Origin of the sequence: Mesorhizobium maamorense, assembly GCF_044998965.1 — a bacterium.
Classification (GTDB): domain Bacteria; phylum Pseudomonadota; class Alphaproteobacteria; order Rhizobiales; family Rhizobiaceae; genus Mesorhizobium.
On sequence record NZ_CP173356.1, the window covers coordinates 1,273,941 to 1,295,323 of the forward strand.

Sequence of the window (21,383 nt, forward strand, 5' to 3'; positions counted from 1 at the left end):
ATGGACGCAGCAGAGACCATTCTCAGCGTAAAAGATCTTCGCGTGCGCTTCCGCACCCTCGACGGCGCGGTCGAGGCGGTGAAAGGCATCAACATCCACGTCAAGGCGGGAGAAACCGTCGCCGTGGTCGGCGAATCCGGCTCAGGCAAAAGCCAGACGATGATGGCGGCGATGAGCCTGCTGGCCTCCAATGGAGAAGCCACCGGCAGCGTCGATTATCGCGGCCGCAATCTTCTGACGCTAAGCAAATCCGAGCTGAACAAGGTCCGCGGCCGCAAGATCAGCATGATCTTCCAGGAGCCGATGACCTCGCTCGATCCGCTCTATTCGATCGGCAACCAGCTGATCGAACCGATCCGCCGGCATCGGGGCTTGAATGCGGCGCAAGCGCGCGAGGAGGCGCTCAACCTGCTCAGGCTGGTGCATATTCCCGACCCCGAACGGCGCATGAAATCCTATCCGCACGAAATGTCGGGTGGCCAGCGCCAGCGCGTCATGATCGCCATGGCGTTGGCAAACGATCCCGACATCCTGATTGCCGACGAACCGACGACTGCGCTCGACGTCACCATCCAGGCGCAGATCCTCATGCTTCTGGCCGAGCTGCAGCGCAAGCTCGGCATGGCGATCGTCTTCATCACACACGATCTCGGCATCGTCCGGCGCTTTGCCGACCGGGTCTATGTCATGCGCTCCGGTGAGGTGGTGGAGGAGGGGGACGCGCAAGCCATCTTCGCCAGTCCTCAGCATGCCTACACCAAGATGCTTCTGGCGGCCGAGCCGACCGGAACCAAGGCGCCGCCGCTGGCCAATGCGCCGGTCCTGCTCGAAGGCAGAAACGTCGAGGTCACCTTCCGTATCGGCGGCGGCTTTCTGGCCGGCGAACCGCTGATGCTGCGCGCCGTCGACCGCATCTCGATCAGGCTGAGGCGCAATCAGACGATCGGCATCGTCGGCGAATCAGGCTCTGGAAAATCGACGCTTGGCCGCGCTTTGCTGCGGCTGTTGCCGAGCGACGGCGTCATCCGCTTCGGCGACCGCGATATCTCGACCGCCGACCGCCAGACGATGCGGCCGCTGCGGCGCCAATTGCAGCTGGTCTTCCAGGATCCGTTCGGTTCGCTGTCGCCGCGCATGACCATCGGCCAGGTCATTACCGAAGGGTTGCTGGTGCATGAACCGAACCTCTCGGGCAAGCAGCGCGACCAGCGCGCCGTCGAGGCGCTGCGTGAAGTCGGCCTCGATCCCAATTCGCGCAATCGCTATCCGCACGAATTCTCAGGCGGCCAGCGCCAGCGCATCGCAATCGCCCGGGCCATGATTCTCAAGCCCAAGCTGGTGGTGCTGGACGAGCCGACCTCCGCCCTCGACCGCTCGGTGCAGAAGCAGATCGTGGAGTTGCTGCGCAAGCTGCAGGCCGACCATGAGCTGTCTTACCTCTTCATCAGCCACGATCTGGCCGTGGTGCGCGCCATGGCCGACTACATCATCGTCATGAAGCAGGGCAAGATCGTCGAGGAAGGGCCGACGGAAGACATTTTCAGCAATCCGCAGGCCGGCTACACGCAGACGCTGATGAGCGCCGCAATCGATGTCACGCGGTTTCGCTTGAGTGCGTGAGGCGAGCCGGGGCGGCGGCGCCTCGGCTCAACTCGCCAGCCTTGGGCATCTGCGCGCCCTGGCGGCGGCCATGGCCGCTTGCTGCTGCTTCAGCCGGTCGATCCTGGTCGTTTCGCGATTGGCGACCGCGGCCTTGACGCTTGAGCCGCCCAGCAGCCATCTCGGAACACTGGTGCTGGCGACCTTGCCCCGCGTGATGGCTGTCTGCGAGATGCCTTTGGCGGTTTCGCCTATGGCGCTGTTCAGTTCGGCGCATGTCATCTTGTCGTAATTCGCCGGGTCGATCGATCCGCTGGTCGACGCGCAGCCTCCGACAAGGGCGAGAAGGAGCACGCGGATGAACGGCCTGCTGGCGGTCGACTGCAATTTCATGTCCACGACCTTACTCCAGCGTAAGCGACCATGGCCACCCTCCGATATGCCCGTATCCGTACGTACGCCGAAACGAACGGGGTCATTCACATTCACGACGGTCACGAGTTCGGCCTCGGCGGAACCCTTGAAAGAGAGCCTGCGAGCCCCATCTGCGTTGACAAATATTCCTGGCTGGTTGATGGCTGAGGCGATATCCTATATCCGCGGACAGAACGAGCTTGTCATTGCCTGGCTATTGCCTACATCGATCGTTTGTCGAAAATTTTGGATTCTTTTTGGCTGAAATGGAATAGTCATTCCATGAAAAGTTGGATCAAGAATTCAAAAGAGCCGGCAAAGGCGCTGCCGAAGGCTGGCAACGTACAATCAATACTCATAAATCAGACGAAGTTTATCGGGGATGTCGTTCTAACTTCGGTTCTGGTCAGGCATCTGCGGGCAGAGTTTCCGAACGCGACGATCACCATGCTATGCCAGGCGGCGCTGGCGAAATTCGTTCTGGAGCAAGGCATCGCCGACAGCGTGGTTTCGCTCGATCGCGGCAAAATGCGCGGCTCCCCTTTCGAGCGCATGTCCGGAATGTCCAGGCTCCTGCACGATCTGAGGAAGTCGGAGTATGATCTTATCATCGATCTGTCCGACTCCAAGACATCACGGCTTGTGATGCGCTTCGTCAAGGCGCCTTTTCGCGTAGGCTATGTTCCATCGGAGCAGCCCCTGAAATTCTGGGAGCGCCAAAGCGCCAACATCTTTGCCGCCACATACGGCCATGGCGGTGAGCATTATCTGCATCGGTACCTTTCGCCGCTGTTTGCCCTTGGCATTCCTGTGACCGATCCTATTCCGTCCCTCAAGCCAACCGAATCCGGTTCGCGTCAGGCAAAGCAGCTGCTTGCCCGACACGAATTGGAAACGAAGTCGTTTGTCGCCGTCCATGCCGGCGCCAGTTTCCCAGGCCGTTGCTGGCAGCCGGATCGTTTCGCATCGGTCCTGGGAGAGATTTACCGTCGAAAGGGTCTCCGGGCGGTTATCGTTGGCGGCCCGGACGAGGCAGGTATCGCAGGCAAGGTGTTGGATGCGGCAACATCGCCGATCGTAAATCTCGTTGGCCAGGCACCCCTGACCACCCTTTTGCCCCTGCTGGGCGAGGCCCTGATTTTCCTGGGCAACGAAAGCGGACCCATGCACCTGGCCGCGGCCATGAAAACGCCCGTCGTTGGCCTGTTCGGTCTGACCCAACCTGACATCTGGGGGCCTCTTGGCGTTCCCAACCGTACGCTGCAGCCTCCGATGCCATGCAAGTGCATAGCGCCGGGCCTCTGCAAGGTGGGCAATGCAGGGGGCGTTTATTGCGTTCAACGGCTTGACGCCGCCGACGTCACCAAAGCGGCAATCGAACTCATAGAACGCGTCAGCTAGAGCAATTCAGGAAAAGTGCGCAGCGGTTTTCGGCCCGGAATTGCGTAAAGCGATGAATTGGGGCAGGCGACGATCAAACATCGAGCCGCTGCGGCGGGAACAACAAACACGCGTATCGCTTTGTTTTTCTGGTCGGAGTGGCAGGATTTGAACCTGCGACCCCCTCGTCCCGAACGAGGTGCGCTACCAGGCTGCGCTACACTCCGTGACCAGACCGCGGGCTTATAGCCGCCGCATCTGGTTCCTGCAAGCGTCAATGGCAGCACTTCTGTCGCATTTCGCCAGCTTTCTTCGCGAGCCTGTTTCAGCGCCTCGAATAAACGCCGCTTAAAGGCTTCCGTGGTAGGGCACCCCTCGGCAAACGTTTGCGCGATTTGTGTTTCCAGCCGCCCGGAGATTTTCAGTCTTGACCCTCAGGATCGTTGGCGAAGCACGGCTCGACAGGTTCGGATTGCCGGAGCTTGTCGTGGTGGTGGAGAGCCCGGTATCGTCGCAGCGGCGCCGGCAGACGTTCAAGGCCGTCGACGCCGTGCTGCGCCGCAGTCCGGAAGTCGGCGCCTACAACCAGACCTTTGGATAAGGGCATCATGAGCCAGCGCATCGTCAGTTTCGTCATGAGCGGCGGCGTCGGCTCGCGGCTCTGGCCGCTATCGCGCGAGGACAATCCCAAGCAGTTCCATGATTTTTCGGGCGACGGCTCGATGCTGGCAAAGACCTTGCGCCGGCTGGCGTCACGGCCCAGCGGCGATACGCCTATCTTCATGATCGCTTCCGAACGCCATGCCGAGCGCGTCCATGCCGATCTCGCCGGCATAAACCTTGCTGGCGGTGGGCCGCTGTTCGAACCCACCGGCCGCAACACCGCCGCGGCGGTGGCGCTGGCAAGCCTGCGCACGCTCGCCGAATTCGGCGACGAACTGGTGCTGGTGGTGCCGTCCGATCACGAGATTTCGACCGCGCGGCAATTCTGGCAGAGCGTTGAGGCGGGCGCTGCCGCTGCCAGCGCCGGGCGGCTGGTGGTGTTCGGCCTCAAGCCGACACAGCCGAAGACCGGCTATGGCTACATCGAGGTCGCCGCCGAAAGAGCAGGCGTGTTCGATGTCTCGCGCTTCGTCGAAAAGCCGGACCTTGCGACCGCCCAGGCGTATCTCGAAGCCGGCAATTTCCACTGGAACACCGGCATCTTCCTATTTCGCGCCGGCGCCATGCGCGATGCCTTCGCAGCTTTCGAGCCGAAGATCTGGCAGGCGACCGAAGCTGCCTACAAGGCTGCGACATCGGACCTTTCCGGCTTTTACATGCCGCTGGACCTCTACGGCGCCATTCCTTCGACCTCGATCGACTACGCCATCACGGAGCGGGCAAAGGACATCGCCATGGTGCCGGCCAGCTTTCGCTGGAACGATCTCGGCTCCTGGCAGTCGCTGCTCGATGTCGGGCCTGCCGATAGCCAAGGCAATGTCATCGCCGGCGACGTCGTCGCCGTCGATTGCGAGAATTCCTACATTCGCAGCGATGGCCGGCTGCTGTCGGCCATCGGCATGAGAGATGTCGCCATCGTCTCGACATCGGACGCTACCTTCGTCGCCCCGGTCAGCCATAGCCAGCACGTCAAGAAGATCGTCGAGCAGCTCGAAAAATCCGGCCGGCTGGAAACCCGCTTCACGCCTGCCCACGACCGGGTCATCGAAAGCGGCGCCTGGCGTCGCCGCGTCCATCACTGGCTGTTTCAGGAGACGCTTCCGCTTTGGTCGACATCAGGCGTCGACGAACGCTATGGCGGCTTCCACGAGGCGCTTGGCTTCGATGCCACGCCGCTGATGAAGCCCAAGCGCATGCGCACGCAGGCCCGCCAAGTCTATGCCTTCGCGGTCGCCAAGCAACGCGGTTGGGACGGCCCGGCCGACCGGCTCATCGCCCACGGCATCGACTTCATGGCCGGCAACGGCCGAACGGCAAGGGGCGGCTGGGTGCGCACCCTCGACATCGACGGTTCGGTCGCCGACCCGGTCGAGGACGCCTATGATCATTCCTGCGTGCTTCTGGCGCTGGCACATGCCCATATGTCTGGCCATCCGGATGCGCTGCGGCTCGGTGAGGAGACCTTCGCCTTCCTCGATGCCCATCTCGAGGATAGCCGCACGACCGGCTTTCTCGAAACCTCGGACGGGCAGGGCGAGCGGCGCTCCAATCCGCACATGCATTTTCTGGAAGCCTTCCTCGCCTGGCACGAGGCGACAGGCGAGCGCGCTTATCTGCGCCGCGCGGCACGCATCATCGACCTGTTCCGCAACCACTTCTTCGATCCGGAAAGCTGGACGCTGGGTGAATATTTCGACGCCGGCTGGAGGCCCGTGGCGGGCGAGAAGGGTACCTGGACCGAGCCCGGCCATCATTTCGAATGGGCCGCGCTGCTTGTCGATTTCGCCGCTCTTAGCGGCCAGGCCGAACTGAGTGGCTTCGCCAGGAAACTCTATGCCTCGGCCATCGCCAATGGCCTCAACCGCGCCACAGGCCTTGCCTATGGCGCCGTCTCCCGGCAGGGTCTGCCGCTGGACCTGGTCTCGCGTAGTTGGCCACAGGCCGAAGCGGTCAAGGCGGCGATTGCGTTGGACGGTTCTGGCGGACCCGATCTCAAGCCGGAGATCGAGGAACGCGTAGGCCGGCTGTTCCGCTGGCACATCGACCCGGCGCCGCTGGGTCTGTGGATCGACCGCGTCGACGAGCGCGGCCGCTCGCGGGCATCAGATCTGCCGGCCAGCATTTTTTATCATCTCGTGTGCGCGCTGACGCAGTATCTGGATGGGACTGCCGAGAAGGGCGGCTGAGAAAGAGGCGCTGTCCCGACGACATTTTGCTCAATACGGGCTGACCACATCCCCGGTCTCGACATAAACCGCCTTCATCTGCGAATAGAGCGCCAGCGCGGCCAGTGAATTTTCTCGCCCGATGCCGGATTGCTTGACACCGCCGAAGGGGATTTCCACCGGGGTCAGGTTGTAGGCGTTGATCCAGCACGTGCCGGCCTGCAGCTCGGCGATGACGCGGTGGGCGCGCGACAGGTCGCGCGTGAACACGCCGGCCGCGAGACCGAACTCAGTGTCGTTGGCGCGCTCGACCACCTCGTCCTCGCCGTCGAATTTCAGCACGCTCATGACAGGCCCGAAGATTTCCTCGCGCGCGATGCGCATGCTGTCGCTCACCCCGGTGAACACCGTCGGCTCGACGAAGAAGCCGCCTTCAAAACCTTGCAGCGAGGGCACGTTGCCACCGCAGGCGAGCGTGGCGCCTTCTTGCTTGCCCGCCGCGATGTAGGAGACGACCTTCTCCTGCTGTGCCTTGCTGACCAGCGGCCCCATCTGGGTTTCGCCATCGAGCGGATCGCCGATGCGGATCTTCTTGGTTCGCTCGACGAGCCGGTCGACGAAGCGGTCATGGATGCCCTTCTGAACGAAGACGCGCGTGCCGTTGGAGCAGATCTGCCCCGTCGAATAGAAATTGCCGAGCATGGCGCCGCCGACGGCATTCTCGAGATCGGCGTCGTCGAAGACGATCAGCGGCGACTTGCCGCCGAGTTCCATCGTCGCGTGCTTCATCTTCGAGCCGGCGAGCGACAGCACCTTGCGGCCGGTCGGCACCGAGCCGGTCACCGACACCTTGGCCACGACATCGTGGCTGACCAGGCTGGCGCCGACATCGCCATAGCCTTGCACGACGTTGAACAGCCCGTCGGGCAGGCCTGCCTCGCTGTAGATCTCGGCCAGGGCCAATGCCGACAATGGCGTGTTTTCCGATGGTTTGAACACCATGGCGTTGCCCATGGCGAGCGCGGGCGCGGATTTCCAGCCGGCGATCTGGATTGGATAGTTCCAGGCGCCTATGCCGACGCAAACGCCGAGCGCCTCGCGCCGCGTGTAGGCGAAGGCCCCGCCCAAATCGACAGCCTCGCCATTGTAAGCTGCAACCGCGCCGCCGAAATATTCCAGGCAATCCGCGGCCGATGGCGCATCCGCCACCAGCGTTTCCTGAATCGCCTTACCGGTGTCGAGCGTCTCGAGGCGGGCAAGATCGGCGTTGCGGGCGCGCAAGATGTCGGCGGCGCGGCGCAGGATGCGGCCGCGCTCCACCGGCTTCAGCCGCGCCCAAGCCGGTTGCGCGGCACGCGCAGCCTCGATGGCGAGTTCCAGCACGTTCGGCGTCGCCGAGCGCAGCAGGGCGATGGTCTCGCCGGTTGCCGGATAGATGACCGGCAGTGGCGCGCCTTGCTCGTCGTCTATGTAGCGTCCGTTGACATAGTGCGATGCCGTTGGCTGGGCGCGCATGGGCTTCTCCAAATCGTCTTAGCGGCATGCCGATCGTGCGGTTGCACGATCATGCTCTATCTGTCGGACGCCTGCCAGCGGGGATTGATCCATGGTTCCTGGTTGGAAGGCGCCAGCGGCGTGCGGCCGAGAATGTGGTCGGAAGCCTTCTCGCCAGTCATGATCGACGGCGCGTTGAGGTTGCCGTTGGTGACGCGCGGGAAGATAGAGGAATCGGCTACCCGCAGGCCCTCGACGCCGATCACGCGGCATTCCGGATCGACGACGCTCGTGACCTCGTCGGCGCGGCCCATCCGGCAGGTGCCGCAGGGATGATAGGCGCTTTCGGCGTGATCCCTGATGAAGATGTCGAGGTCGTCGTCCGATTGCACGTGGCTGCCGGGCGAAATTTCCTGGCCGCGGAAGCCGTCGAAGGCCTTCTGGCCGAAAATCTCGCGCGTCAGCCTGATGCAGTGGCGGAACTCGCTCCAGTCGTCGGGATGCGACATGTAGTTGAAGTGGATCACCGGTTTCGAATTCGGATCCGGCGAGCGCAGCGTCACCGAGCCGCGCGACTTCGAGCGCATTGGCCCGACATGGGCCTGAAAACCATGCGACTTCGCCGCCGCCTTGCCGTCATAGCGCACCGCCGCCGGGATGAAGTGGTACTGGATATCAGGATAGTCGACCCCGGCGCGCGAGCGCACGAAGGCCGCCGCCTCAAAATGATTGGTGGCGCCAAGGCCGGTCTTGAAGAACAGCCACTGCGCCCCGATCATCGCCTTGGAAAACGGGTTGAGCACCGAATTCAGCGTGATCGGCTTTGTCGATTCCTGCTGGATATAAAGTTCCAGATGGTCCTGCAGGTTGCGGCCGACGCCGGGTCTATCGGCCACCACCGTGATGCCGTTTTCCCTGAGATGTTCCGCAGGCCCGATGCCCGACAGCATCAGGATTTTCGGCGAATTGATCGACGATGCCGCGACGATCACCTCGCGTCGCGCCTTAACGACTTGAATCTGTTTGCGAGCTTCGATTTCGACCCCGATGGCGCGTTGATTCTCGATGATCACCCGCCGCGCAAAGCCCTTGACCAGGCTTACGTTTTTGCGCCTGAGCGCCGGCCTCAGATAGGCTGATGCCGCCGACCAGCGGCGGCCGCCGAAGATGGTCTGCTCCATCGGGCCGAACCCCTCTTGCCTGGAGCCATTATAGTCGTCGGTCAGTTCGAAGCCGGCCTGGCGGCCCGCCTCGACGAAGGCGCCATAGAGCGGATTTTTCCGCGTGCCGCGTCGCACGTGCAGCGGCCCGCCATGGCCCCGCCAGCCGTCCTCGCCGCCATCCGCATCTTCCATGCGCTTGAAATAGGGAAGCACGTCTGCAAAACCCCAGCCGGCGGCTCCCTGTTCGGCCCAGTGGTCGAAGTCGCGGGCGTGGCCGCGCACATAGACCATGCCGTTGATCGAGGACGAGCCGCCGATCACCTTGCCGCGCGGCGTCGCCAGCACGCGGCCGCCGAGATGCGGCTCCGGCTCGCTGGCAAAACCCCAGTCGTAGAGGCTCATGTTGAGCGGGATCGACAGCGCCGATGGCATCTGGATCAGCGGCCCGACATCGGAGCCGCCGAATTCGATTACGATGACCGAGTGCTTGCCATCCTCCGACAGGCGATAGGCCATGGCCGAGCCGGCGGAGCCGGAGCCGATGATGACGAAATCCGCTTCAAGCATTGTTCATATGCGCCCATCGTTCATATGCGTGATGAAATCGGCGAGCGAGACATTGCCGCCGGTAGCCACCACAAGGACGGTCTTGCCGGCCACATCCACCTTGCCGCCGAGCAGTGCCGCCAGCGAGGCAGCTCCGGACGGCTCAAGCACCAGCTTCATCCGCTCGAAGGCGATTTTCATTGCCCGCCGCACCAAGGCGTCGTCGACAGTGATGCCGCGAACGCCGGCGGTTCTGACCGCCGCGAACGGCGCGTCGCCGGGCCGCCGCGACATCAGCCCGTCACAGATCGAATTCGGGGCGAGCGGCATGGTCTCGATGCTGCCATGCGCCAGCGAGGCGCCCATGCCGTTGAAACCTTCGGGCTCGACGCCGATGATTTCTGTGGCCGGCGACAGGTAGTGGAAAGCGAGCGAAACGCCGCCGATCAGGCCGCCGCCGCCGACCGAGCAGAACAGCACGTCCGCCTTCGCGCCCTTGGCAGAAAGCTGCTCCAGCGCCTCCAGCCCGGCACCTGCCTGGCCGGCGACGATTTCCGGATCGTCGAAGGGATGCAGCAATGTCAGCCCTTCGGTCTCGGCGATCTCGCGCGCCTTGGCGGCGGCGACTTCCTCACGCGCGCGCTCGCCGTGATCGGTAAGCACCACGCGCGCGCCGTAGCCTGCTGTGGCGTCGCGCTTGGCCGCCGGCGCGTCGATCGGCATGACGATGGTGACGGGAATGCCGAGCGCCTGGCCCGCAGCCGCCAGTCCTTGCGCAAAATTGCCGGAAGAATAAGCGACGACGCCCTTCTTGGCTTCGTCGGGCGACAGCCGCTTCAGCCGCCAATAGGCGCCCCGAACCTTGAACGATCCCGCCCATTGCAGCGATTCCGCCTTGACGAAGACGCGAGCGGCGCCGGTTTCCCTGGCGAGCGCCGCCGATTCCAGCAGCGGCGTGATCTGCGTCGCCTTGGCGGTGACCGCATAGGCTTGCTTCAGGTGGTCGAGTGAGGGGACAAGCGTAGTCATCATTCGCCTCGCGGATACCGCTTGCTCTCCTCGAGAGTGTCGAGGTTCATGTGGTTGCGCATGTAGCGCTCGGACGCTTTCTGCAGCGGCTGGAAATCCCAGGGGTAGTAGGCGCCGTTGCGCAGCGCCCGATAGACGACCCAGCGGCGCGCCTGGCTTTCGCGCACCGCAGCGTCGAAAGCGGCCATGTCCCAGCGCGCCCGCACCTTGTCCATGAACGCCGCGACCAGCGGTTCGTTGGCCGGATCGGCCGCGAGGTTTTCCCGCTCCAGCGGATCGGATTGGAGATCGAACAGTTGCGGCGCATCGAGCTCGCAATGGACGAACTTGTATCGGCCCTCGCGGATAGCCACCAGAGGCGCGTATGAACCCTCAGCCGCATATTCCATCAGCACAGGCGCGCTGCGCCGCTCACCGTCGATCAGAGGCAGCAGCGATTGGCCATCGGTCCATGGCGAGACGGCATCGATGTCGATGCCAGCGAGTTCGCAAAGCGTCGGCGTCACGTCGAGATTGGAAACCGGCGCTTCGATCAGCCCGGCCGCAACGCCCCTGCCGGCAATCATCAGCGGCACCCGCGCCGAGCCCTCGAAGAAGCTCATCTTGAACCACAGGCCGCGCTCGCCGAGCATGTCGCCATGGTCGGAGCAGAACAGGACGGTGGTGTCGTCAAGCATGCGCGTCCGCTTGAGGACGTCCAGGAACTCGCCGAGCTTGTCGTCGACATAGGAAATATTGGCGAAATAGCCACGCCGCGAACGGCGCACCTGCTCAGGGGTGATCTGGAACGACGGATAATCGCTGGCGACATACAGCCGCTGCGAATGCGTATCCTGTTCGTCATACGCAATGAAATTGGTTTCCGGGTCGAGCGCCTGGCAATTTTCGTAGAGATCCCAGTACTGCTTGCGCGCGACATAGGGGTCGTGCGGATGTGACAGCGAAACGGTCAGGCACCAGGGCCGGCGCTCCTCATCATCCTGCTCCCGCGAAAGCTGGTAGAGCTTCTGCGTGGCGAGGAACACGACCTCGTCGTCATATTCCATCTGGTTGGTGGTTTCCGCAATGCCAGCCCCGGTCACCGAACCCAGATTGTGATACCACCAGTCGATGCGCTCGCCGGGCTTACGATAATCCGGCGTCCAACCGAAATCGGCGGGGTAGATGTCCGTGGTCAGCCGTTCCTCGAAGCCGTGCAACTGGTCCGGCCCGACGAAGTGCATCTTGCCCGACAGGCAAGTATGGTAGCCGGCGGCGCGCAGATGATGAGCGAAGGTCGGGATCGACGAGGCGAACTCGGCGGCATTGTCATAGACTCCGGTGCGCGACGGCAACTGGCCGCTCATGAACGAGGCACGGCCCGGCGCACAGAGCGGCGAGCCGGTGTAATTGTTGCGGAAGCGCGCCGAGCGGGCGGCCAACGCCTTCAGATGCGGCGCGTGCAGGAAGTCAGCCGGCCCGTCCGGAAAGAAAGTTCCGTTGAGCTGATCGACCATGACGATCAGGAAGTTAGGGTGCTTGCGTGTCACTGCGTCTGCCGTCCGCTGAGTTTCGTTTCGAGATAGTCCTCGACCAATGCGATCGCGGTCGCGGCATCGGGCACGCCGTCCTTGAGCGCGCGCCGGATGTAGAGCCCGTCGATCATGGCCGCCGTCGCTTCGGCGACGCGGTCGGCCTCTGCTCGGGACAGGATGCCGGCCAGCCCGCTCATAAGGTTCGAATGCAGCCGTCGCGCATAAATCCTGAGCAGCCGGCGCAACGCAGCCGATTTCTGCGCGTCGACATAGAAGGCGAGCCAGGCGGCGATCGTTTCGGCCCGGAACTGGATGTCGGAGAAATTGACGGCCACGACCGCCGAGACGCGCTCGCGTGGGGAACCGGCGGATTGAAGCGCGCGCCGCATGTCCGTGGTCAGTTCGGCCAGGATATGCCGCATCGTCGCGAACAGCAGCTCATCCTTGGCGCCGAAATAGTGATGGGCCAGCGCCGACGACACGCCGGCGCGCCCGGCGATCTCCGACATCGTCACGTCAAGCGAGCCGCGCTCGCCGATCGCCGAGATCGTCGCGTCGATGAGCGCTTTACGCCGCAGTGGCTCCATTCCGACTTTCGGCATGCTGTTCCCATTGTTTCGGTGAAGATTATTTTTTATTGATGGGTCAATCAACAAAAATTCAGCCCAAACAACAACCGATTGTCGGCTTTGGCTCATCCCGCGGACTGGAAAACGGTTCATTATTGAACAATATTGAGTGCTCAGGCCGCGATATGACGTGTTAGGATCCGCGGCAAATGGAGGTTGCCATGACCGCATGCATCGTCGGCTGGGCGCATTCGCGCTTCGGCAAACTTGAAGGCGAAACGCTGGAGAGCCTGATCATCAAAGTGGCTACCGAGGCGCTCGACCATGCCGGCATTGGCCCGGACGACGTCGACGAGATCGTGCTCGGACATTTCAACGCCGGCTTTTCCGCACAGGATTTCACCGCCAGCCTTGTCCTCCAGGCCGACGACCGGCTGCGCTTCAAGCCGGCGACGCGCGTCGAGAACGCCTGCGCCACCGGTTCGGCCGCTGTCCGGCAAGGCATCCGCGCCATCGATGCCAATGCCGCCCGCATCGTGCTGGTGGTCGGCGCCGAGCAGATGACGACGACGCCTGGCCCCGAGATCGGCAGGAACCTGCTGAAAGCCTCCTATTTGCCCGAGGATGGCGACACGCCGGCCGGCTTTGCCGGCGTCTTCGGCAAGATCGCACAAGCCTATTTCCAGCGCTACGGCGATCAGTCGGATGCGCTTGCCATGATCGCCGCCAAGAATCACAAGAACGGCCTCGACAATCCCTATGCGCAGATGCGCAAGGATTTCGGCTACGAATTCTGCCGCCAGGAGAGCGAGAAGAACCCCTTCGTCGCTGGCCCGCTGAAGCGCACCGACTGCTCGCTGGTCTCCGACGGTGCCGCCGCTCTCGTCCTCACCGAGACAGCGACGGCACTGAAGATGCGCCGCGCCGTCACCTTCCGCGCCAATGAGCACGTGCAGGATTTCCTGCCGATGTCGAAGCGCGACATCCTGACCTTCGAAGGCTGCGAGCAGGCCTGGAGCCGGGCGCTCAGGAATGCCGGCGTGACGCTTGATGATCTCTCCTTCGTCGAGACGCATGACTGCTTCACCATCGCCGAATTGATCGAATATGAAGCCATGGGCCTGGCGAAGCCTGGGGAGGGCGCGAGGCTGGCGCTGGACGGCACGACCGCAAAGGACGGGCGGCTGCCGGTCAACCCGTCCGGCGGCCTGAAGGCGAAGGGTCATCCGATCGGCGCCACCGGCGTGTCGATGCATGTGCTGAGCGCCATGCAGCTCGTCGGTGAGGCCGGCGGCATCCAGGTGCCCAACGCCAAGCTTGGCGGCATCTTCAACATGGGCGGCGCGGCGGTCGCCAACTACGTTTCCATTCTCGATCGGATTCGGTAAAAGCGACCCGCATCCGCGGGGGCAACATGACAAATCCGGTTCTGATCGAAGTTCTGCGTGGCGCCATCGTCGAGAGCGCGCACCGAGGCGCGGTCGCGGTTTTCGACGCCGATGGCAAGCCGGTTCTCGAGATCGGCGACACATCGAGGCCGGTGTTTCCGCGCTCCGCGGTCAAGGCGATCCAGGCGCTGCCGCTGGTCGAAAGCGGTGCTGCCGATGCCTACGGCTTCGGTAACCGCGAACTGGCGCTGGCCTGCGCCTCTCATTCGGGCGAACCGGCCCACGTCGAACTGGCGCGGTCGATGCTCGCCAGGGCCGGGCTGGACGGGTCGGCGCTTGAATGCGGCGCGCATTGGCCGTCGAGCCATGACGCGACGATAGCACTCGCCCGCGCCGGCGGTTCCCCGAACGCTTTGCACAACAATTGCTCCGGCAAGCATTCCGGCTTTCTTTGCACCTGCGTCCATTCAGGCATCGAGCCTCACGGCTATGTCAGGGCGGATCACGCCTTGCAGGAGATGGTGCGCGATGCCATGCAGGCGGTGACGGGAGCTCGCCACGGCGCCGACGAGCGCGCGACCGACGGCTGTTCGATCCCGACCTACGGGGTGCCGCTCAAGAGTTTCGCGCTTGGCTTTGCCCGCATGGTGACCGGCACCGGCCTCGGGCCCGGGCGCGCCAGGGCGGCAAAGCGATTGTTGTCGGCTTGCATGGCCGAGCCGTTCTTCGTCGCCGGCACAGGCCGCGCCGATCTCGCGCTGATGCAGGCGGCGCCTGGCCGAATATTTGCGAAGGGCGGCGCCGAAGGGGTCCATTGCGCGGCGCTTCCCGAGCTTGGCCTCGGCATCGCACTCAAATGCGATGATGGTGCCGGCCGGGCCGCCGAATCCATGGTGGCCGTAATCATCGCCCGACTGCTGCGCGCGGACGAGGTTTTGGCGGCGAAGCTGCTCGAAATGGCGAATGCACCCATCGAAAGCCGGATAGGCGCCAAGGTCGGTGCGCTCAGGCCGACGGCGGCACTGGCCTGAGACGGACGCTCTCAACTGACATGATTGCGCTCGACGGTCAGATGCGGAAAGCCGGTATCGGCTGACGCGGCGAGATCGCCCGTGGCCGGGTCGGCCCAGCGCTGCCCTACAATGGCGCCATTGCGTGCGCCGTCGATGACATTGTCGGAGATGATGGCAGTTCCGGCACCGTCGACCACGCTGACGACGATGCCGGTGCCCGCCTTGCGGATGATGTTGCCGGTGGCCACGACGTTGCGCAGATACGGTCCCCAGCCGATCGACATGCCGTAGAGCGGCACGTTCTCGATGACGTTGTTGGACACGGTGGTGTCGGCCTCGACGCCGATGCCGACGCCGAATCCCGGCGGGTCGGCGGGGTAGGGGCCTGATGTCGACAGGTTGCGCACGATGTTGCCCGAGCAAACACCCATGCGTCCGCCTTCGTTGAAATTGACGATCGAGATGCCGTTGGCGGCACCATCGACGATGTTGTTGCTGATAACGGCGCCCTCGAACGAGAATTCGGAATAGACCGCCGTTTCGCCGGAACGCATGCAAGTGTTGCTCGATACTTGCAGATTGCTGGCGCTGTTGGCGCGGATGGCGGAGAATGCGCAGTCCGAAACGATGTTGCCGGAGATGATCACGTTGGCGGCGCGGAAGGCATTGATGCCATTGCCGTTCTGGCCAGTGCCGCCGCCGCGCGCCGCGATGCGTTCGACCCGGTTGCCGGTGACGATAGTGCCGTCCTCCGCCGCCTGCCAGCGGTGCACGAGGATGCCGCCATTGGCGCAGTCGGAGACGGTGTTGCCTGTGATCGCCAGCCCTGTGGCCTCGACCGAATAGATGCCGGCGTCCGCCGCTCCGGATATTTCCGTGCGCTCGACCCGGCCCGCCGCGTGCTCGAGCGCCAGCCCGTTCTTGCCGCTGCCGGTTATCTGGCAATTATCGACGATGAGATGCGCCACGCGGCGCAGATCGAGCAGTCCTTGCGCGTAGTCGCCCATCGAGCGGTTTGAGCCGTCGAGGACCAGGCCGCTGAGCTCGATGTGATCGGCTTGTTCGGCCATGAACAGGTGGCCGTCGCCACCATAGACGATGCGCGTTGCGCCAGGCACGCCGGTAAGGCGCACCCGGCCGGGCAGCGTCAGGTTGGACACGACATAGGTGCCGGGCTGCAGGAAAACCGGCATGTCGCGATCGCTGGCCTCGCGCAGCAGCTTGGCGAAAGCCTTGCTCTGATCGTCAAAGGTGCCGGGTTGCACGCCAAGCTCGGTGGCGTTGATCGATCCGCGCATCGAGGCTTTCTCGACGCCGGGCAAGCTCGCGGCGGCTGCCTTGCCCAGCGAAAGCCCGAACACGGCAAAACCGGCTGTCCGGACAAGCAGCTTGCGTCTGTTCAACATCGGCACAGGTCCTGGCTTTTGCCCGTCTAGTGGCAGGATTCGTGCCAGTCAGGCACCTGCGTCCCCGGCGAGGGCAATGACTTGTGAAGTCGTGAGGGCGGGCATAAGTTCAAGGAATGAGCAGAGCCTTTACCCGCGAGGAAGACAGCGAAAACGCCATCGCAGGCGTCGGCGAACGGCCGATCAGTCAACACCGCAACCTGGTGACGGAGCGTGGCCTGGCAATGATCGACGAGAATCTGGCCGATCTGCGCGACATATTGGCCAAAGCCGAGCGGCGGGGAGACCGCGAGCGCATCGCACTGGTATCTCGCGACCTGCGCTATTGGACCGCGCGGCGCGAAAGTGCCGAGCTTTCGGTGCCCGAGCCCGGGAGCGACGTCATCCGCTTCGGCATGGGCGCCACGCTCGAAGCCGACGACGGCAAGAAGGTGCACTGGAAGATCGTCGGCGAGGACGAGGCTGACCCATCGAAAGGCAGCATTTCCCATGTATCGCCAATGGCGATTGCTTTGTTTGGCAAGAAGGTCGGCGATGTCGCCACCGTCAATGGCAAGGAATGGGAAATCGTCAAGCTGAGCGCGGGCGGCTGAACCCCAACATCAGTCCTCGGTCTTCACGAGGTGGTCGCGAAAAAATGCGGCGGCACCCGCTTCATCGATCTCGCCGGCGGCGATAGCCATCACGAATTCATAAAGCGTGCCGTTGTCCGCCGTCAGGACCTGACCGTTGACGATCAGGAAGGCGCCGGCGGCGACAATAGCCGTGCGTTTGTTGCCGTCGACAAAGGCATGATTTCTGGCAATGCCGAAGACATAGGCTGCTGCAAGATCTGCAATCGACGGAGTGCCGTAATTAGCCTTGTTCTCGGCCCGGGCCAGTGCCGATTCAAGTGCATTTTCATCCCGCAAACCTTGTGCGCCGCCATGCCGGCGCAATTGTTCGGCATGCATCGCTTCGACCGCGCGGCGCGACAGGAACTCCCAGTTCATTCGGCGAGCTTCTGGAGCGCGACCTTGTACTTGTCCATGACCTTGCGAGCAGCTTCCATCTGCCGCTCGAAACTATCGTCGACCGGTTTGAGGACGATGTCCTTGTCCGTTTCGAGAACCTGAAGCTGATCACCGGCTTTGAGATTCAGGCGGTCGAGTAGCTCCTTGGGCAGGATCACACCTTCAGAATTGCCGATCTTGCGAATGGTGGTGTTCATGCTGGATCAGCCCTGTTGCAACGCCGATTATAACTCGATCGCTGTGTTGTTGCAACAGATATTATAACTTACGAATGGGAGGAAGGCCCGGACACACTCGTTGCCGATAACTCAGGACGCCAGCAGCCGGTCGATCAGCCGCTCCGCTGCTTCCGGGATCACGGTACCGGGCGGGAAGATTTCCGCCGCACCCGCTTGCAGCACGGCATCATAGTCCTGCGGAGGGATCACGCCGCCGGCAACGATCAGCATGTCACTGTGGCCGAGCCTCTTCAGCGCATCCCTGAGTTCGGGGATGAGCGTGAGGTGTCCTGCTGCCAACGATGAGGCACCGACGACATGAACGTCGTGCTCCACCGCCAGCTTCGCGATCTCCTCCGGCGTCTGGAACATGGCGCCGACGGTGACGTCGAAGCCGAGGTCGGCAAAGGCTGTGGCGATCACCTTCTGGCCGCGGTCATGTCCGTCCTGTCCCATTTTGGCGACCAGGATGCGCGGCTTGCCGCCGGTCTTCTTCTCGAACGCGCCGATCTTCTCCTGCAGCCGGTCGACGGCCGGATTGTCGCCGAGCGCCTGGCGGTAGACGCCGGAAATCGTCTGCACCGACGCGATGTGGCGGCCAAAGACCTTTTCCAGCGCCAGCGAAATCTCCCCGACCGTCGCATTGGCGCGCGCGGCGTGGATGGCGAATTCGAGCAGGTTCTCGCCGCTCTCGGCCGCGCGGGAGAGCGCTGCGAGCGCATTCTCGAGCACCGCGACGTCGCGCGTGCCCTTCAGCCGCTGCAGCTTCGATAGTTGCCGGGCTCTTACCTCGGCATTGTCGATCTTCAAGACGTCGACTTCGATATCCGCACCGGGCCGGTGCGCGTTGACGCCGACCAGCACCTGCTCGCCTGAATCGATGCGCGCCTGGGTGCGGGCGGCCGCCTCTTCGATGCGCAGCTTGGGAATGCCCTTCTCGGTGGCCGCGGCCATGCCGCCGAGCGCCTCGACCTCCTCGATATGGGCAAGCGCACGCGCTGCCAGATCATGCGTCAGCCTCTCGAGATAAGCCGAACCGCCCCACGGATCGATGATGCGCGTGGTGCCGGATTCCTTTTGCAGGATCAACTGTGTGTTGCGGGCGATACGGGCCGAATGATCCGTCGGCAGCGCCATGGCCTCGTCGAAGGAATTGGTGTGCAGCGATTGTGTATGGCCCTGTGTGGCGGCCATCGCCTCGATCATCGTGCGGATGATGTTGTTGTAGGGATCCTGCGCCGTCAGCGACCAGCCAGAGGTCTGGCAGTGGGTGCGCAAGGACAGCGAACGCTCGTCCTTCGGCGAAAAATTCTCCATCATCAGGCTCGACCACAGCAGCCGCGCCGCCCTGAGCTTGGCGACTTCCATGAAGAAGTTCATGCCAACAGCCCAGAAGAAGGACAGGCGCGGGGCGAAGCGGTCGATGTCGAGCCCGGCGGCGACGCCGGCGCGGGCATATTCGATTCCGTCGGCAATCGTATAGGCGAGCTCCAGGTCCGCCGTCGCGCCGGCCTCCTGCATATGGTAGCCGGAGATCGAGATCGAGTTGAATTTCGGCATATGCCTGGATGTGTAGGAGAAGATGTCCGACACGATCCGCATCGAGGGCTTCGGCGGATAGATATAGGTGTTGCGGACCATGAACTCCTTCAGAATGTCGTTCTGAATGGTCCCTGCGAGATCCTTCTGCGCAACCCCTTGTTCCTCGGCAGCCACGATGTAGAGCGCCATGATCGGCAGCACCGCGCCGTTCATGGTCATCGACACCGTCATCTCGCCGAGCGGAATGCCGTCGAAGAGCTGGCGCATGTCGAGGATGGAATCGATGGCCACGCCCGCCATTCCGACATCGCCGGCCACCCGCGGATGATCGCTGTCATAGCCGCGATGCGTGGCGAGATCGAAGGCGACAGACAGGCCTTTCTGGCCGGCGGCAAGATTGCGCCTGTAGAGGGCGTTGGATTCTTCCGCGGTCGAGAAACCGGCATACTGCCGGATCGTCCACGGCTGCTGGACATACATGGTCGGATAGGGTCCGCGCACGAAGGGCGGCATGCCCGGATAGGTGTCGAGATGCGGCAGCCCCTTCAGGTCGCCCTGATTGTACAGATGTTTGACGGCAAGGCCTTCCGGCGTCATCCGCTGGCCCTTGATCTCGACTGGCGCCCGCCGCGGCGGCGCCCAGCCGACCTGGCTGAAATCCGGAATCAAGAAGCGGCTCCGATCGATTGATCGATGCGGACCGGAAACAGCGGCTCGCACATGACGATGCCTTCCGTGAAGGCAGGTCGCCGCTCCGCGGCCAGCGTCTCGACAGCGCGCTCGGTTCTCTGCGGATAGAGCGTGGCGCCGACGATGGCGCGCTCGCGGGATCGGAAGGCGGCAGCACGCCGGGCGGCGGCGGTGCGAACGCGTTCCTGTATGCGTCCGTCCTGAAGGCTGGACAGCACGCCGCCCTCGGCCTCGATCGCCTGCAACTCGGACCAGGCCGCTTCGCAGAGGCCAGCGGTGAGCGCTTCGACGCCACCGGAGCCGCAGGCGGGATCGGCGACCTGATCGATGTGGCTTTCATTGGCCATGATCAACTGCGCATTACGGGCCACGCGGCGTGCGAAAGGCGCCGGCAGGCCATGCGCGACGGTGTGCGGCAGGATGGCGATCGAATCGGCTCCGCCCGCCGCCGCGGCGAAGCAGGCGATCGTCGTGCGCAGGATGTTGGTCTCCGGGTCCAATGCCGTCATCATCCGAAACGACGTCTCGGCGTGAATATTGGCCGTCGAAGTCGGGATCGAGCAGGCTTCTTGGACGCGAGCCCACAGCCTGCGCAAGGCCCTGACCTTGGCCATCGACAGGAACTGATCCTGGTCGGCGCTCAGCGCAAACCCGATATGGGGCGCTGCGTAGACGAGCGGTTGCCGCGCTTTCTCGAACATCCTGAGATAGGAGACGGCCGAAGCGAGCATGATGCCAAGCTCCTGCGCCTCCGTGGCGCCGGCATTGTGGAACACCCGCCCATCCGCCTCGAGCAGCACGCCGGGCACGCCCATCGAAAAGAAATGTGCCAGCGATTGCGGCATGGATTCCTGCAGCGCCTCGATCGACATGCGCAACCGGCCGGTTCCGGCCAGGACCGCCGCCGGATCGATGCCGAAGGAGAGGTTGAGCTTTGCCGGATCGGAGCGGCGCTTGCCAAGGAACGCCACCAGCCAGTCGGCCATGGGGCGGCTCCACGGGTGGGCGTCGATCCGGATCTGGACGCGGTTTAACGGGATGCCGTCCAGAACCGTCTCCAGCGCCTGCGCCGTTCTCGGCAGGCCGTAGCCGAAGGCGTTCGGGGCACCTTCGAAGACGAGCGACAATCCCGTCGCGCCCTGCGCGACGTCCTCCAGCGCCTGGGCTTTGGCGCGACCAATGTCGGGATCGTCGATGCGCTGGCTGACGATCCACGGCGATCCGGGGTTGGCGCGCACGATCGGCTCGGCCGCCGCCGCGCGCTCATAAAGCGGTTCCACGCGGATGCCGTCATCGGTGTGCGAGACCAGTTTTTCCTCGAAAGATGCGCCGGCGAGCGCCTTTTCAGCCAGGGCCAGCCATCGCTGCCGGTCGGCATTCGGAACTTCGTTATCCCTGGTCAAGGCTCCGGCGCTCATCCACTGTCCTCGTCACTATGCGGCCGCATCAGCCTGGAGCACTTCAGTCTACGGGTCCCGGTGCGATACCGCAATGCAATGCGCTTCCAAGACTCGAATTCGATCCCTCGAGCGTACACCAGCCTTCGAGCACGAAGCATGAACGATTGCCAAACATGG

18 protein-coding genes and 1 tRNA gene are annotated in these 21,383 nt (G+C 63.5%); 7 read left to right on the forward strand and 12 right to left on the reverse strand.

The window, feature by feature from the left end; genetic code table 11:
* Positions 1 to 1,620, forward strand: coding sequence for an ABC transporter ATP-binding protein (locus ACIU1A_RS06475; protein ID WP_404926901.1), 1,620 nt, complete (start codon positions 1 to 3; stop codon positions 1,618 to 1,620).
* Between the two features lie 27 nt (positions 1,621 to 1,647).
* On the opposite strand, the gene ACIU1A_RS06480 is transcribed toward ACIU1A_RS06475, so the two are convergent.
* The gene (locus ACIU1A_RS06480) at positions 1,648 to 1,992 is read right to left on the reverse strand and encodes a hypothetical protein (protein ID WP_404927865.1); all 345 of its coding nucleotides are present in this window, start codon (positions 1,990 to 1,992) and stop codon (positions 1,648 to 1,650) included.
* Between the two features lie 303 nt (positions 1,993 to 2,295).
* Here ACIU1A_RS06480 and ACIU1A_RS06485 point away from each other — a divergent pair, with 303 nt between their 5' ends.
* A complete protein-coding gene (locus ACIU1A_RS06485; RefSeq protein WP_404926902.1) occupies positions 2,296 to 3,414 on the forward strand; it encodes a glycosyltransferase family 9 protein in 1,119 nt (372 codons plus the stop codon).
* Between the two features lie 129 nt (positions 3,415 to 3,543).
* Here ACIU1A_RS06485 and ACIU1A_RS06490 read toward each other — a convergent pair.
* Positions 3,544 to 3,620, reverse strand: a tRNA-Pro gene (locus tag ACIU1A_RS06490).
* Positions 3,621 to 3,820: 200 nt separating this feature from the next.
* Between ACIU1A_RS06490 and ACIU1A_RS06495 the strand changes: the two genes are divergently transcribed.
* Together ACIU1A_RS06495 and ACIU1A_RS06500 are read left to right on the forward strand one after the other, a co-directional pair.
* Positions 3,821 to 3,994 carry a hypothetical protein gene (locus ACIU1A_RS06495; protein WP_404928103.1) on the forward strand — a complete coding sequence of 58 codons (174 nt, stop codon included), beginning with the start codon at positions 3,821 to 3,823 and terminating at the stop codon, positions 3,992 to 3,994.
* Between the two features lie 7 nt (positions 3,995 to 4,001).
* Positions 4,002 to 6,242, forward strand: a complete 2,241-nt coding sequence (locus ACIU1A_RS06500; RefSeq protein WP_404926903.1) for an AGE family epimerase/isomerase — start codon at positions 4,002 to 4,004, stop codon at positions 6,240 to 6,242.
* A gap of 30 nt (positions 6,243 to 6,272) precedes the next feature.
* Here ACIU1A_RS06500 and betB read toward each other — a convergent pair whose 3' ends face one another.
* Genes betB through betI form a run of 5 tightly spaced genes read right to left on the reverse strand, consistent with a single transcriptional unit; the run spans position 6,273 to position 12,569 of the window.
* Positions 6,273 to 7,736 (reverse strand): betaine-aldehyde dehydrogenase, encoded by a 1,464-nt coding sequence (betB, locus tag ACIU1A_RS06505; protein ID WP_404926904.1) that lies wholly within the window; start codon positions 7,734 to 7,736, stop codon positions 6,273 to 6,275.
* A gap of 56 nt (positions 7,737 to 7,792) precedes the next feature.
* Complete coding sequence (betA, locus tag ACIU1A_RS06510) at positions 7,793 to 9,445, reverse strand: choline dehydrogenase (protein WP_404926905.1); 1,653 nt, start codon at positions 9,443 to 9,445, stop codon at positions 7,793 to 7,795.
* A 3-nt stretch (positions 9,446 to 9,448) separates the two neighbouring features.
* A complete protein-coding gene (locus ACIU1A_RS06515; protein ID WP_140520747.1) occupies positions 9,449 to 10,456 on the reverse strand; it encodes a threonine/serine dehydratase in 1,008 nt (335 codons plus the stop codon).
* A complete protein-coding gene (gene betC, locus ACIU1A_RS06520; RefSeq protein ID WP_404926906.1) occupies positions 10,453 to 11,982 on the reverse strand; it encodes a choline-sulfatase in 1,530 nt (509 codons plus the stop codon). The genes ACIU1A_RS06515 and betC overlap by 4 nt, the downstream gene beginning before the upstream one ends.
* Positions 11,979 to 12,569 carry a choline-responsive transcriptional repressor BetI gene (gene betI / locus ACIU1A_RS06525; protein WP_404926907.1) on the reverse strand — a complete coding sequence of 197 codons (591 nt, stop codon included), beginning with the start codon at positions 12,567 to 12,569 and terminating at the stop codon, positions 11,979 to 11,981. Before betI ends, betC begins: the two co-directional genes overlap by 4 nt.
* Before the next feature lie 188 nt (positions 12,570 to 12,757).
* Here betI and ACIU1A_RS06530 point away from each other — a divergent pair, with 188 nt between their 5' ends.
* Positions 12,758 to 13,924, forward strand: coding sequence for an acetyl-CoA acetyltransferase (locus tag ACIU1A_RS06530; protein ID WP_404926908.1), 1,167 nt, complete (start codon positions 12,758 to 12,760; stop codon positions 13,922 to 13,924).
* A gap of 26 nt (positions 13,925 to 13,950) precedes the next feature.
* Positions 13,951 to 14,955, forward strand: a complete 1,005-nt coding sequence (locus ACIU1A_RS06535; protein WP_404926909.1) for an asparaginase — start codon at positions 13,951 to 13,953, stop codon at positions 14,953 to 14,955.
* 11 nt (positions 14,956 to 14,966) lie between these two features.
* Here the strand turns inward: ACIU1A_RS06535 and ACIU1A_RS06540 are convergent, their stop codons facing one another.
* Positions 14,967 to 16,343 (reverse strand): TIGR03808 family TAT-translocated repetitive protein, encoded by a 1,377-nt coding sequence (locus ACIU1A_RS06540; RefSeq protein WP_404926910.1) that lies wholly within the window; start codon positions 16,341 to 16,343, stop codon positions 14,967 to 14,969.
* A 116-nt stretch (positions 16,344 to 16,459) separates the two neighbouring features.
* Here ACIU1A_RS06540 and greA point away from each other — a divergent pair, with 116 nt between their 5' ends.
* Positions 16,460 to 16,936 (forward strand): transcription elongation factor GreA, encoded by a 477-nt coding sequence (gene greA, locus ACIU1A_RS06545; protein WP_140494772.1) that lies wholly within the window; start codon positions 16,460 to 16,462, stop codon positions 16,934 to 16,936.
* A gap of 9 nt (positions 16,937 to 16,945) precedes the next feature.
* On the opposite strand, the gene ACIU1A_RS06550 is transcribed toward greA, so the two are convergent.
* The 4 genes from ACIU1A_RS06550 to ACIU1A_RS06565 all read right to left on the reverse strand — a co-directional run bounded on the left by ACIU1A_RS06550 (position 16,946) and on the right by ACIU1A_RS06565 (position 21,224).
* Complete coding sequence (locus ACIU1A_RS06550) at positions 16,946 to 17,335, reverse strand: type II toxin-antitoxin system death-on-curing family toxin (protein WP_140559427.1); 390 nt, start codon at positions 17,333 to 17,335, stop codon at positions 16,946 to 16,948.
* On the reverse strand, positions 17,332 to 17,553 hold the full coding sequence (locus ACIU1A_RS06555; RefSeq protein ID WP_140494768.1) for an AbrB/MazE/SpoVT family DNA-binding domain-containing protein: 222 nt from the start codon (positions 17,551 to 17,553) through the stop codon (positions 17,332 to 17,334). Before ACIU1A_RS06555 ends, ACIU1A_RS06550 begins: the two co-directional genes overlap by 4 nt.
* A 111-nt stretch (positions 17,554 to 17,664) precedes the next feature.
* Positions 17,665 to 19,785 carry a methylmalonyl-CoA mutase gene (scpA, locus tag ACIU1A_RS06560; RefSeq protein ID WP_404926911.1) on the reverse strand — a complete coding sequence of 707 codons (2,121 nt, stop codon included), beginning with the start codon at positions 19,783 to 19,785 and terminating at the stop codon, positions 17,665 to 17,667.
* Positions 19,782 to 21,224 carry a methylmalonyl-CoA mutase subunit beta gene (locus ACIU1A_RS06565; RefSeq protein WP_404926912.1) on the reverse strand — a complete coding sequence of 481 codons (1,443 nt, stop codon included), beginning with the start codon at positions 21,222 to 21,224 and terminating at the stop codon, positions 19,782 to 19,784. Before ACIU1A_RS06565 ends, scpA begins: the two co-directional genes overlap by 4 nt.
* Positions 21,225 to 21,383 lie beyond the last annotated feature (159 nt).